Source organism: Lutimonas halocynthiae (genome assembly GCF_030409835.1).
Classification (GTDB): Bacteria; Bacteroidota; Bacteroidia; order Flavobacteriales; family Flavobacteriaceae; genus Lutimonas; species Lutimonas halocynthiae.
On record NZ_JAUFQO010000004.1, the window covers coordinates 351,021 to 364,745 of the forward strand.

Here is a 13,725-nt window from a genome sequence, read left to right on the forward strand (position 1 = left end):
TCTAACATTTTTATCAATCTTGGATATGCAATTCTAAATTCCTCCTGGCTGATTCTATATTGTTCAAAATACCATCTTTAAGATCATCAATTTCAAGCTTCTTACTTTTGTCGATCAAAAACTTATAGCGCCATAATTTGGAAAAGCGCTTTACCTCAGCATAATAAAACATACTTACATAACCCATAAGAGGCATGATAACTATAAGGATCAAGCTTTGCCACATTGTATCATTTATAAAGACCCTGTACATATAAATGATCAAGCCATAATAAATCGGAAAGCAAACCAATCCAAGGATCATTTGAACAGGTGCCCTATACTCTATATCCAACTTCATGGCTTTGAATATTTTTGCAGGTAATATGTAGGGGATATAGTTAAAAAACATTCCCAATAAATAGAATGGAAAAAGAAAAAGGAAGGCTAAAAATTGAATGACAATAACAGGCATACTATACTTGCTGATAATCTTCGCCGAAATTAATGCTGGATCAATTCTTTCCTCTTTCATTATTTTAAAAAATCGAGTAAGTTTCGATTGTGTATCAAGATATAATTCCAAATTTCTCGTTTTCAACAATTGTAAGGCTTTAGAGACCTGAGTTCTCAATTCTAAAGATTGTTTAGGGTTTTTCTGAAGCGACTCGGTTGGAGAATAGAATGTTGTATAAAAATGATGTGCATTGACTAAAAGTTCTTCCTGCTCCTTACCGGATGTTTGAGGTACTATCTCCGCGAATTCTTTTCGAATATCTTCGGTAAGTTGCAATACTGCGTCAAATTCATTCGCTTCATAGGCCTGTTTATACTCCTTAACTTCTATCGCTTTGCAAATGGTTACAGAAACAACACTCCTGAATTGTATAGAATCGGAATAATCTAAAGCTACCGGAATAATTTTCAAGTTGCCTTTAAAACCCTTTAAATCCTCATAGCTAAGCGCTATTCTTGCTGTACCCGTTTTTATTTCACGAAGTTTCAATTCATAATAACTAGTGCCTTCTGGAAAAATAAGCAAGCTTCCTCGCTGGTCTAAATACTCGTGGCATTTCACAAAAGCTTTTTTGTTATCTGGCTTTTCTCCGGGTAGAATATCCTTTTTCCTATAAACAGGAATCACATGAAAATAATTAAATATTTTAGTTATAATCTTATTCAAAAAGATGCCCGCATTTGCCACGAAACCAATCCTTTGTCCTGTTATGGCAGCAATGAGTAATGGATCCATAAGCGTGTTGGGGTGATTCGCTACAATTATCAATGGTCCTTTATCAGGAATGTGCTCCTTTCCTGAGATCAAAATTTTCTTAAAAAAGAAAAATAGAGAAGCCCTTATAACTTGTTTCAGAAAATGGTAAATCATGCCATATTCTTCTTAAGGTTTGCAATCTGAAGCACTATAAAACCAGAGATAAAAAACAATGACATAAAAACCATACTATAACGCATGCTTCCAGTAATTTGATCGATAAAACCATATGACAGGGAGCCTATTACGATAGCAAGTTTTTCAGTGATATCATAAAAACTAAAGTAAGAGGCCGTATCCTTAGCTTCTGTGGGTATTAACTTGGAATAAGTTGACCTAGACATAGACTGAATTCCACCCATTACAAATCCCAGAAATGCCGCTAAAGTGTAAAAAGAGATTTTATCTTGCATAAAATAGCCTGAAATACAAATAAATATCCAGATTAACAGGGTCGAACTAATCGCAAAGCCATTTCCTCTTAATTTAGATAACCATGCAAAAAAGAAGGCCCCACCAATAGCCAGTATTTGTAAAATAAGTACGATGTAAATCATTTCATCAGCACCCATGCCTATTTCTTTGTCAGCAAATAAAGGAGCTAACAGCATAACAGTTTGTACCCCCATACTAAAAAGGAAGAAAGCGTATAAAAAACGCTTCATTACTTTTTTATTTTTGACTACCTCCCATACTTTCATTAGTTCCTTAGTCCCATTTCCCAAAATCTTAAATGTGATTGATTTTCGACTATTATTATCTTTCAAATAATAAAAAGCAATTTGAGCAAAGCCCAACCACCAAACCCCAACCAGTATGAATCCAAACCGAGTTGCTGAACTGCCATTCTCAAAGCCGAATACTTCATATTTTTGATACAATATCAAATTGATAATCAGCAAGATAACGCTGCCTATATAACCCATGGCAAATCCTCTTGCACTAACGCTATCCATTCTATCTTTAGATGCTACTTCGGGTAAAAATCCATTATAAAAAACCAATGATCCGGCAAAACCAATACTCGCCGTAACTGAACAGGCAATGCCGTATTCAACATTTTCTCCTGTAAAGAAATAAAGACCAATACAAGCCAGAGAACCGAGATATGTAAAAAACTGCATAAATCGTTTTTTCAAGCCACCGTAATCTGCAATTCCTGAAAGAACCGGAGATATAAATACAATCACCAAAAAGGAAAAAGAAATGGCAAAAGAATAAAGAACTGAATTTTTAATACTCATATTAAAAAACTCAACCATTTCACTCCCAAAGGCCTCTTGTGTTGTACCCAAATAATAGATGGGAAATATAGCAGTTGTAACAATCAAATTATAAACTGAATTGGCCCAATCAAATGAAGCCCATGCATTTATAAGTTTAGCATTGTTTTTTTCGAGCATAATATTTGAATTAGAATCAGTTTAGGAATTAAATATTGGTCAATATACTTAAAAAAAATAGGTTTAGAATACGACCCTTTTAAGATTAGAATTACAAAGGACGTATTCAAAACCCAAACCTGTTTTTGACATTATAATTTATCTTCAAGATCATCCATCTTGCTCTCAATAAAAGCTTTGTCTCTTGTGTTTTTTTGCACAGCAATGGCTGCAAATAAACTTAATGTATAAGACATTGCATAAAATCCTTTTTCACTCAATAAAAGATCTGCGTTCCAAAGACCAATAATTAATAACAAAATAGCACTCAAAACTGAAACCCAACTGATACCATAGTACATATCGGTCACGTGTAAACCTTCTAACCTGTCTCGAACACTTTTTTGAACTGAAACCGCTGCAAACAATCCAAATAGCAAAATGGTAAAGTAATACCCTTGCTCATTAAGCATCATATCCGAATTCCACAAACCTGTACAATAACATATGATACCAGATAAGAGCGCTATCCACGAGGCTCCGATAAAAGCCGGGGTTGGACTCTGATCAAATTCTTTAGCTTCTTTATTAATGGAAGCTTTTGATTTCATTTTTGTGCCTTTCTCATCTGTACTATCACTCTTAAAATTGTAATCCATAATTATAAATTTAGTGTTTAAATTATTTCATTATTAAGTTCAAATTTGCAGCAATTGAATTGAACAACAAAATCAAATTTTCAATATAACTTACGATATAAATTCAAAATAATAAATTAAATTATCATATATTAAAGTATATTTGACTAAAATAACTTACGATATAAATGAACAATATTTCTTTGATTATTGCCACTTTAACAGCAGAGGATAAAAAGAATTTTGTTCTAAGGCTCAAGCATAGGAACAAGAGAAATGACACAAAGAACATTGATCTGTTCATGCTTTTGGACAGGCAAGAATCACAAGAAAATTTAGATCTCATACTCTATGGGAAAAGTGCTAAAGGAGCTTATCATGCCTTGTGCAAGAGGCTTCATGATGCACTTATCGATTTTATAGCATCAAAAAAAATTGAAGAACAATCTTCTACGGAGATGAATGCCTTAAAACTGGTAATGGTGAGCCGTAGTTTTTTTCAACAACAGCAAGTGGCTATTGCCTTTAAAACATTAGCAAAAGCTGAATTGATTGCTAAAAAATATGCATTATACAATACCTTAAATGAAGTCTATGAGCTTCAATTAGCACACGCCCATTTAAATGATCTACTCAACTTTCAAGGAGTACTGAAAAAATTTCAAAAGAACAAACGCAAGATACTTCAAGAAGAAAACTTGAACCTTTTTTATGCAGCGATTCAAAATGAACTCAGTCAAAAAGACCCTGTGCTATCCGATATAATCGAAAGAAACTTCAGTACCTATAATATTTCTATTACAAAAAATTTAAGCTATCAATCTCTTTTTAAAATTTTACAGATTAGTAACCAAGTAGCCAACGCCACAAGAAATTATTATGACGTACTCGATTTCATAGAGAAGGCCAGAAAAAAAATAGAAGTTTCTGAAAGAGCTGAAAATGAGCACCTTTATTATCACATTCAAGTTTTATACTATTTGTCTAATACTTATTTCAGGATTAAAAAATTTGAAAAATCCGCTACTTATCTTCAGCGTATGCATGATCACATGTACTTACAAAATGAAAAATATTATAACATTTTCTATTGTCAATATGTATTGATAGAAAACCTGCTTCTCATCTATACCGATAATTTAGAACCAGTTATCCAAAAGCTATCTCAATTTAATTATGACAAATACAAAAATGAAGAAGAACATATTCACGATCTAAAACTAACACTTATCGTTGCCTTATTTCTCAATGAAAGATTTCATGATGCCCTGAACACCTACAAGGGCTTTTTCCATAGCGATAAATGGTACTCGAAGAAAGTTGGTTTTATATGGGTTATCAAAAAGAACCTGCTCGAAATTTTATTGTTTATCGAATTAGATTACATCGATTTGGTGGAATCAAGGTTAAAAAGTTTTAGAAAGAAACATAGTGCGCATCTTATTGATCACGATGAAAAAAGGATTATAGACTATGTCAATCTAATAGCGGCATACTATCACGATAAACAATCTATCCATTCAGATGAGTTTGAAAAAAAACTAGATGCCATATTAGATATCGAGAATAGGGAGGAAGATATATTCGCGATTAGTTTTTATGCCTGGCTAAGGTCAAAAATGAAATCAGAGGATACGTATACAACTTGTCTTAACTATATTAATAAACTATAACGCATAAAAGGCTGCATTCAAGAAGAACCCTTTAATATATCTAAATCAACTGGATGTTGACCCTATCTTATGAAACGCCCTGAAGTATTTCCATCTAAAATGCCCATGACTTCTTTAACGGTAGACAGGTTCACATCCCCTTCATATGTGTGTTTTAAAGCACATGCCGCACTCGCAAATTCCATAGCTTTATAATCATCAAACTCTTGTAATCCATAAATCAGACCTGCTGCAAAGGCATCTCCTGTTCCTATTCGATCAACCACATGAGTAATGTCTAAATCATCAGTCTCCCTAAACTCCTCTCCATTCCACATTCTCGCTCTAATCTTATGCCATGATGAATTCAGAGATGTTCTGATCTTATCAAAAACTTTCTCAATTGAAGGAAATTTTTCCATCAGCAATTTACTCGCCTCCAAAAAGTCTTCATTAGAATAACCAAAACTGGTCTCTAAGACTTCGTTTATCTCGTTGATGCCCCCTATAAAAATAGTAGAGTAATTCAATAAGATTGTCAACGCTTCCTTAGGGTCTTGGTCATATTTCCATAAACCACTTCTATACGTAGGATCAGCTGAAATGATCATCCCTTTCTCTTTTGCCAAAATCAATCCAGCTTTCAATGTGTCAAAAGCCCCTTTAGATAAGGCAGGTGTGATACCTGTCCAGTGCAGCCAATTGCCATTTTCTAAAGCATCATCCCAATTTACCATGCTTGGTAAGATTTCAGAAAATGAAGAATGAGACCTGTTATACGAGATAGCACTTGGGCGCATTACAGCACCTACCTCTAAAAAATAAACACCTAAAGGTCGTTTTGAATAAACTATAGAGGATGTGTCTACGCCAAATTTATTGAGGTAAGAAATCGCTGTACCTCCAATAAAGTCATCAGAAACAGAGCTTATATGTTTGACGTTACCACCAAAATTCGCAATTGAAATGCCAACATTCAGTTCCGTACCACCGAAGTAATATTCAACCATATTTGATTGAATGAATTTTTTATTTCCTCTGGGAGAAATTCTCATCAACACTTCTCCGAATGTAATAACCTGACTCATCTGTTCCTATTTTATTGAAAGCTAGGCGACAAATTTAACATATGCATATTAAATAATCGACCCTTGGTAAATGAAATATGTCCTTTGCTTTATTTTGTAACAAGTCTTTACTTTTTTGTTATAAATAATACTTGTGCTTTGGTATATAGGCAATACTTCGATATTCAACTTGGGTTACTTTGTGATCCCTGGTTGACCTCGGCTGCGAACCTGTCTGCTGGAGGCGGATAGAATTCCAATAATAAAACTTCGACATTCAATCAGGATTACTCCGTGATCCCTGGTTGACCGCGGCTGCAATTATAATCCCAATGCGCTGAAGCGCATTGACGGATTTTTTGTTTTCTCTTTTGCTTATGAGCAAGCTCAAGGAAGCTGGGATTATTTCATGATCCCTGGTTGACCTCGGCTGCAAACCTGTCGGCCGGAGGCGGATAGAATCCCAATGCGCTGAAGCGCATTGACGGATTTTTTGTTTTCTCTTTTGCTTATGAGCAAGCTCAACACAAAATAAAAACAAAAAATCCCGATGAATTTTCATTCATCGGGATTCTGATTGATGTGGGCAATGAGGGATTCGAACCCCCGACCCCCTCGGTGTAAACGAGGTGCTCTGAACCAACTGAGCTAATTGCCCTAAGCGGATGCAAATATAATTTAGTTTTTCATATTGACAAACATTTCTAGTATAATTTTTAGACTTTTAAAAAGAATAAAAAGTCTTACTTTGACAAGGATGGAATATTTTTATAAAAGGATGTGTTTTGACTTTCAATTGCACTAAAGATTGAAGCTAAGAATTCCTTTCTTGCCTCTTCATCGGCAAACATTTTAGCCAAAAGGGCATTTGCCTCATACTGAGACAATTCAGCATCTGAAAAAGAGTCTAACACAAATATTTCAACAAATTCTCTGCTATCGTCACCCCAAAAATGATTAAATGGATAGTAGGCCTGAATTTTAGAATTATTGTACACTACCTCTTTTACGTATTTTTTATAATTATCATATGAATTTTCATCTTCGGTATCAGAAAGTATATTCGTCTTGAGCATAAAAACATAAGGTACATTTTGCCCGGGCTCTTTAACTATTTGTTTAGCAAAGTCAGCAGTCAGAAAAATCTCGTCACTGTGTTTACTTTTATAAAAACTGTTTTGTTTTTCGAAAAAAGCAGCTCTTTCCGCTTCATCCGGCCAGGCCTCCTGAATCAACTCCTCTCTTCTCTCATTAACCGTAACAATATCCTCCCATGAATTGATTACATTAATAACCTTTATTTCACCGAATTGAGGTGCAAAATAACTCATCAGCACTTCGCTAGAGACGAGCAATTCAATTTTGCTTGTCACTTTGGTAAAATATTCTTCTTCAATCTCCTTCCATTCGTCAAAATCAAAACCATCGGCCCCTTGAAGCGTTGTTATCGTTACAAAAACGGGTCTGTCTTCTTCGGTTGCTTCTTGAGCACATGTTTCATTAACACTAATAAATAAAAACAATAAAAACGAAAGCGAGATTAATCTAAACTTCATAAGAGTGGGTTAATTGAATGAGTACAAATTTAAGTTTTTTTGGTCAAAAACTACAAATCTAATTCAGCAACCACAAAAGTACTTCCTCCAATATAAATTACATCATCAGCACCTGCTCTTAACAAAGCATGATCATAGGCTGCAGACACCGATTTAAACACAGCTCCAGTGAGTCCTTGACTAACTGCTTCATCTCTCAATTTTTCAGCATCTAATCCTCTTGGAATGTCAGGTTTACAAAAATAATATGTTGCTTTTTTGGGCAGAAGAGATAATATATTCTTAAGATCCTTGTCATTCACTACTCCCAAAACAAAATGCAGGTTTGAAAATTTTTCTCTTCCAAGTTGATTCATCACAAATAGAAGCCCTTCATTATTATGGGCCGTGTCACAAATAACTTTTGGATTTTCCTGCAACACTTGCCATCTTCCTTTTAGTCCAGTATTTTGTACCACATGATTAAGTCCTTTGACAATATTCTCTGATGTCACCTGAAAATCACTTTGATCGAGAAGCTTTATGGCTTGAACCGCCGTTTTCACATTTCTCAACTGGTATTCACCGAGTAAATCGGTGTGATACGCATCTGTAATAAGTTGCTCTGCTATTGATAAAGGCGCTTTATGAGATGCTGAAAGTTCCTTAAACACACCTATAACTTCTTTTTGATACTCACCTATTACAACGGGTGTATTTTGCTTGATAATGCCTCCTTTTTCAAAAGCTATTTCCCTTAAGGTTTCCCCTAAAAACTGCGTGTGATCAAGCCCTATATTTGTAATAACCGATACCAAAGGTTGAATTATATTTGTTGAATCAAGCCGACCTCCTAGACCGACTTCAACAACGGCAATATCAACATGACTTGAAGCAAAATAATCAAAAGCCAGCCCCACTGTCAATTCAAAAAAAGACAGTTTTTGCTGTTCTAAGAAATCCTTTTGATCTTCGATAAAATCAATGACAGCTTCCTCATGAATCGGTACTCCATTGATTCTAATCCTTTCTTTGAAATCTTTTAAATGTGGTGAAGTATAAAGACCTACTTTATAGCCTGATTCCTGCAAAATGGAAGCAATCATATGACTCGTAGACCCCTTGCCATTAGTTCCGGCTACGTGAATACATGGATATCTTTCCTGTGGATTGTTTAATCTGTTGCAAAAAGCCAGGATGTTTGTAAGGTCTTTCTTGAATGCTGTACTTCCTTGTCTTTGGTACATTGGAAGTCTTGAAAACATCCATTCTAAAGTTTCCTGGTAATTCAAAATTATTCAGATAAAGAGAAATTATAAATAATAGCACCTTGTTGTTTGGGTGGTGCCTTAGCGTCCTTATTAAACTTGGTTTTGAGAGCTGCCTCCTTAGCTTCATTCAATAAACAAGGAGCTGAATTTGTAGTTCCCTTCGCTCCAGCTTCCGCAGCGACTACATTTCCAGACTGATCTACATATATGGTAACTACTACCTTACCTTCCTCATTACAAGGATAATCAGGCTTTGGTCTGTTTAGTGCGTTTCTATTACCCAATCTATAATTTCCTCCGCTACCGTCACCTCCTACACCATAATAACCACTGGCATTTGGATCACCTGTAACTTTTCCTTTATCCCCGGCTTTGTTATCATCACCTTCTCCACCATCAGCTTTTCCGTCGCTATCGCTAAAACCTCCCATCAAAGCATCTAGGTTCTTCCTTTTAGCTTCTTTCTCTTGTCTATCCTTTTCTATTCTTTGTTGCTCTGCAACTCTTTGACGCTCTACCTCTGCCTGTCTTTCTTTCTCTGCTTTTCTTTCTGCTTCAGCCTTTCTTTCAGCTATTGCCTTGGCTTCCGCCTCTTCACGTTTTTTTGCTTCTTCCTTTTTCTTGATAGCTATAGCTTCTTCATTGGCCTGTGTTATCACCTCTTCAGATACTTCCTCAGGAGCAGCATCCGGTTCTGCAACCTCTTCAATCACTTCTTCCATAAGCTCTTCTACCGGTTGTTCAACAGGTTCTGCTACATCAGGAGATTGTTCAGCTGGTTTTAAAGCCTCAGTTGGTTGCTTGTTACCACTACCATAATCAGTGGTTCCAAAATTCACTGCGATTCCATATTCTTTCGGTGGGTCAAAATAAGTCAAGCCAAAAAGAAACATCAATAACAACATAATCACTGCAATAATTGAAGTCATTACAGCAGATTTACGCTTATGTGATGTATCTAAAAAAGACATATGATGGTCTATTTGGGCCTTACGGCGAGGACTACTTTGATCTTGTTACGATTAGCTATATCTAATACTTTTACTGCCTTTTCAATTGGCACGCCTTCTTCAGCCCTTAAAACAATAGTAGGTTGATCACTCTCTTTAAGCCTGTCTAGTAAATATTGTTCTACTTCGGCCTCTTTTACCTTCTTCTTATCTACATAAAAATCGAGCTTTTTTGTTATGCTCACCGCAGTTGATTTGTTATTCTCGGTTTTTCCCTGTGCCTTGGGTAAAATGATATCCAATGCATTTACCGTAACCAAAGTTGAGGTCAACATAAAAAATATCAATAGCAAAAAGACAATATCCGTCATCGACGACATATTGAAATTTGGATTTATTTTATTTCTTCCTCTTAAGTTCATCTGGTAAAGTATGTGGTTATACTGGTTCGTTCAAAAGATCTAAGAATTCAAGAGAATTCGCTTCCATCTGATATACCACTTTGTTTGTTCTAACAATCAAATGGTTATAAGCAATATAGGTGATGATACCTACAATTAGCCCTGCTACCGTAGTGGTCATGGCCGTATATAAACCATCACTAAGCATTTTTATATCTATCTGTCCGCCAGAATTTGCAATCTCGTGAATGGCGATAATCATTCCAATCACAGTTCCGAGAAAACCAATCATAGGAGCTGCACCTGCAATGGTGGCTAGCACACTTACATTTCGTTCCAGCTTATAAATCTCTAGCTTACCCGCATTTTCAATTGCAGTATTGATATCATCTAGAGGCTTTCCTATTCTAGAAATTCCCTTTTCAATCAAACGGGCAACCGGCGATTTGTTATTCTGACTTAAAATTTTAGCAGCCTCAATATTCCCACTCTGAATATTATCTCTAATCTGATTCATATAATTCTTATCGATCTTCGTAGCCGCTTTTATAGCTAAAAATCTTTCGAAATAAATATACAAGCCAATCAATAATAATGCAAAGAGAAGGGCAATAATTATCTGCCCTCCAAGACCACCTTCCATGATCAGATTAAAAATTGATAAAGTCTTTTCTTCGGAGACAACTTCTTCAAGGTTTTCAGGCGTTGTTTCGGGATCCTGAAGTAAAAATAATGACATATTCCTGAATTAATGAGTGTTAAATCGTAACGATACAATCGTACGTAAATTGTACAAGAAATGTGAAAGTTTCCTTAAAATTTTAAATAAAAGATCTAAGTAGGATAAAAGCTGCTGAACCCACCAAAAACCCTATTAATGCAAGCCAAGATATTTTCTTTAAATACCAGAAAAAATTAATTTTTTCCATTCCCATCGCAACAACTCCTGCCGCTGATCCAATTATCAGCATACTACCACCTGTACCTGCTGCAAAAGCTATAAAATGCCAAAGAGGACTATCTACAGGATCAGAGAACATTCCTATACTTGCAGCAACTAATGGTACATTATCAATAACAGCAGAAGCTACACCCATCAACATGACTACAGTATCAGATACATTATACCCATCAATTGCTGGTTCGGTACCTAGCATGGGCACTGCTGCATTCATTTCATTTGCAAAATTAAATAATATTCCTAGTGATTCCAGTGCTGCTACTGCCATCAAAATTCCAAGGAAAAAAAGTATACTCGGAAGTTCAATACCTGACAATGCCTTATGAACCGGACTGTAATGCCCAGCAGCTTCTGAATCCACATCAACGCTTGTAAAAGATATTCTCGCATTTGAATAAATTTCCGCAAAGATGGCTACCACTGCAAGCGACAACATCATACCTACATAAGGTGGTAAGTGTGTAACAGTTTTAAAAATGGGCACAAAAACAATGGCACTCAAACCAAGATAAAGCATGATCTTACTATACTGATCAACTTTTTCATCCTCAGCCCCTTCAATAGGTTCGATATTTCCTTTAAACGCAGGTAATCTAGACGCTATCAGCGCTGGTACCACCATACAAAGGAGTGAAGGAATGAATAAATATTTGATCAAATTAACGGTGGTCACTTTCTTACCAATCCATAACATGGTTGTTGTTACATCACCAATAGGTGACCAGGCTCCTCCTGCATTGGCTGCAATAATAATTAAACCCGCAAACCATAATCTATCTTCTTTTTTCTGAATGATCTTTCTTAAGATCGTGATCAATACGATGGTTGCTGTTAAATTGTCAATGATCGCAGATAATATAAAAGCCAAAATTGAAAAAATCCAAAGCAATCTCACTTTGGAATTTGTTCTTACGAAATCTTTAATCGCTGAAAAGCCATTGAAATAATCTATTATTTCAACGATAGTCATCGCCCCAATAAGGAAAATTAGTATTTCAGAAGTCTTTCCTAAATGATGTAAAAGAATTTCATCTAAATGGGTAGGCTCCAATCTGAGCATTTCCGTATTCACTTCAAAAACATCCAAATGACCTAATGAAATCAACGCCCAACTTATCGCCATCATCCCAAGCGCAGGTATCAGTTTATCTATTTTTAAATTGTGCTCTAAAGTAATTGCGAGATATCCTAATACGAAAACGATAATGACCAGTGATTCCATTTAAATAATTTTAAGTGCTAAATATAATATTTTTTCATATTCAAAATGACTTAAAATTCAAGAAAAATTCTCAACAAGCCTTCAAAACTTAGCAAATGAAAGACTAGCTTTTAAATCCAATAGAAATTTCAAGCTTTAGTCAACTATATTAATTGCTGCAAGGCAATTTCAAATGCTGTTTTACAAATATTCGTATTATACGGATGTAATCGATGTGTTCTTTCAAGAGCCAGTCTGATTGTATTTGAAGTATCTTCAAAGATTGAATGATCACTCATTGGCAGGTCAATCTGAGATTCCATTAAATAAGCAAACAATCTGGCGATGCCACAATTCGAAATAAAATCTGGCAACAAACTAACCTGTTGGTCAGTGAACTCCATGATAGATCCAAAAAAGATCTCTTGATCTGCAAAAGGCACATTGGCGCCTGGCGAAATAACCTCAAGACCTGCACCAATCATTTGCTCAACCTGATTTTTAGTAACCAATCTTGAAGCCGCAGCCGGAATAAATATTTCTGCCGGAACTGACCAAATTTTCTCATTAATTTCATCAAAAGACATCATCTTTTCGGCAACCAGCATATTACCACGTTTGTTTAAAAACATGGTCCTTATTTCCTCCATGTCAAAGCCTTTCTCGTTAATTACGCCTCCTACCCGGTCAATTATCCCTACAACATTTGCGCCTTCTTGGGTTAGGTAATATGCAGCAGCAGATCCCACATTTCCAAAACCTTGAACTATGGCTCTTTTTCCTTTAATGTCTCCACCATAGATATCATAATAATGTTTCACTGCCTTGGCCACACCAAAACCGGTAAGCATATCAGCAATCGTATATTTTTTCGATAGATCCGGAGAATAATGCTGGTCTTCAATTACTTTAATTACCCCATGCCTTAATTGACCAATTCTATTGATTTTTTCAGCCTCTGTCGGTTTGAAATGCCCGTTAAACACACCTTCTTGAGGGTGCCAAACGCCTGAATTCTCTGTTAGGGGAATCACGTCGTGAATCTCATCAACATTAAGATCGCCACCAGTTCCATAGTAATGCTTCAGCAATGGCGTGACCGCTTTGTACCATCTTTCAAGAACTCCTCGTTTTCGTGGATCATTAGGGTCAAAATTAATACCTGATTTAGCACCTCCTATATTGGGTCCTGAAACCGTAAATTTCACCTCCATAGTTTTAGCTAAAGACAAAACCTCATTCATATCTAAACCTTTACGCATTCTGGTTCCGCCACCAGCTGCGCCACCTCTAAGAGAATTAATAACAGTCCAACCTTCAGCTTCTGTCTCACGATCTCTCCAGTGAAATACAATTTCAGGTGGCTTATTCTCATATTTTTTTAAAAGTTCTTTCATGATTCTAGGCTATTAAAA

Annotated in this window: 12 protein-coding genes and 1 tRNA gene; 1 reads left to right on the forward strand and 12 read right to left on the reverse strand. The window is 35.7% G+C overall.

Annotated features, from left to right (window positions below):
- Positions 1–13: 13 nt before the first annotated feature.
- The 3 genes from QWY87_RS07395 to yiaA form a co-directional block, all read right to left on the reverse strand.
- Positions 14–1,366, reverse strand: coding sequence for a 1-acyl-sn-glycerol-3-phosphate acyltransferase (locus QWY87_RS07395; protein ID WP_290289902.1), 1,353 nt, complete (start codon positions 1,364–1,366; stop codon positions 14–16).
- A complete protein-coding gene (locus QWY87_RS07400) occupies positions 1,363–2,655 on the reverse strand; it encodes an MFS transporter (protein ID WP_290289903.1) in 1,293 nt (430 codons plus the stop codon). Before QWY87_RS07400 ends, QWY87_RS07395 begins: the two co-directional genes overlap by 4 nt.
- Positions 2,656–2,786: 131 nt before the next feature.
- Positions 2,787–3,293: an inner membrane protein YiaA gene (yiaA, locus tag QWY87_RS07405; RefSeq protein ID WP_290289905.1), complete on the reverse strand. Its 507-nt coding sequence runs from the start codon at positions 3,291–3,293 to the stop codon at positions 2,787–2,789.
- A 167-nt stretch (positions 3,294–3,460) separates the two neighbouring features.
- Between yiaA and QWY87_RS07410 the strand changes: the two genes are divergently transcribed.
- Complete coding sequence (locus QWY87_RS07410; protein ID WP_290289907.1) at positions 3,461–4,945, forward strand: hypothetical protein; 1,485 nt, start codon at positions 3,461–3,463, stop codon at positions 4,943–4,945.
- Positions 4,946–5,007: 62 nt separating this feature from the next.
- Here QWY87_RS07410 and QWY87_RS07415 read toward each other — a convergent pair whose 3' ends face one another.
- The 9 genes from QWY87_RS07415 to QWY87_RS07455 form a co-directional block, all read right to left on the reverse strand.
- Entirely contained in the window at positions 5,008–6,012 is a 1,005-nt protein-coding gene (locus QWY87_RS07415) for a sugar kinase (RefSeq protein ID WP_290289909.1), read from the reverse strand.
- Between the two features lie 562 nt (positions 6,013–6,574).
- Positions 6,575–6,649, reverse strand: a tRNA-Val gene (locus tag QWY87_RS07420).
- A gap of 85 nt (positions 6,650–6,734) precedes the next feature.
- Positions 6,735–7,547, reverse strand: coding sequence for a hypothetical protein (locus QWY87_RS07425; protein ID WP_290289911.1), 813 nt, complete (start codon positions 7,545–7,547; stop codon positions 6,735–6,737).
- A 50-nt stretch (positions 7,548–7,597) separates the two neighbouring features.
- Entirely contained in the window at positions 7,598–8,818 is a 1,221-nt protein-coding gene (locus QWY87_RS07430) for a bifunctional folylpolyglutamate synthase/dihydrofolate synthase (RefSeq protein WP_290289912.1), read from the reverse strand.
- Between the two features lie 2 nt (positions 8,819–8,820).
- A complete protein-coding gene (locus QWY87_RS07435) occupies positions 8,821–9,768 on the reverse strand; it encodes an energy transducer TonB (protein ID WP_290289913.1) in 948 nt (315 codons plus the stop codon).
- 8 nt (positions 9,769–9,776) lie between these two features.
- Complete coding sequence (locus QWY87_RS07440) at positions 9,777–10,169, reverse strand: ExbD/TolR family protein (RefSeq protein ID WP_290289915.1); 393 nt, start codon at positions 10,167–10,169, stop codon at positions 9,777–9,779.
- A 16-nt stretch (positions 10,170–10,185) separates the two neighbouring features.
- Complete coding sequence (locus QWY87_RS07445) at positions 10,186–10,887, reverse strand: MotA/TolQ/ExbB proton channel family protein (RefSeq protein WP_290289916.1); 702 nt, start codon at positions 10,885–10,887, stop codon at positions 10,186–10,188.
- Positions 10,888–10,969: 82 nt separating this feature from the next.
- Positions 10,970–12,331, reverse strand: coding sequence for a sodium:proton antiporter NhaD (nhaD, locus tag QWY87_RS07450; protein WP_290289917.1), 1,362 nt, complete (start codon positions 12,329–12,331; stop codon positions 10,970–10,972).
- A 143-nt stretch (positions 12,332–12,474) separates the two neighbouring features.
- The gene (locus QWY87_RS07455; protein WP_290289919.1) at positions 12,475–13,707 is read right to left on the reverse strand and encodes a Glu/Leu/Phe/Val dehydrogenase dimerization domain-containing protein; all 1,233 of its coding nucleotides are present in this window, start codon (positions 13,705–13,707) and stop codon (positions 12,475–12,477) included.
- Positions 13,708–13,725: the final 18 nt, after the last annotated feature.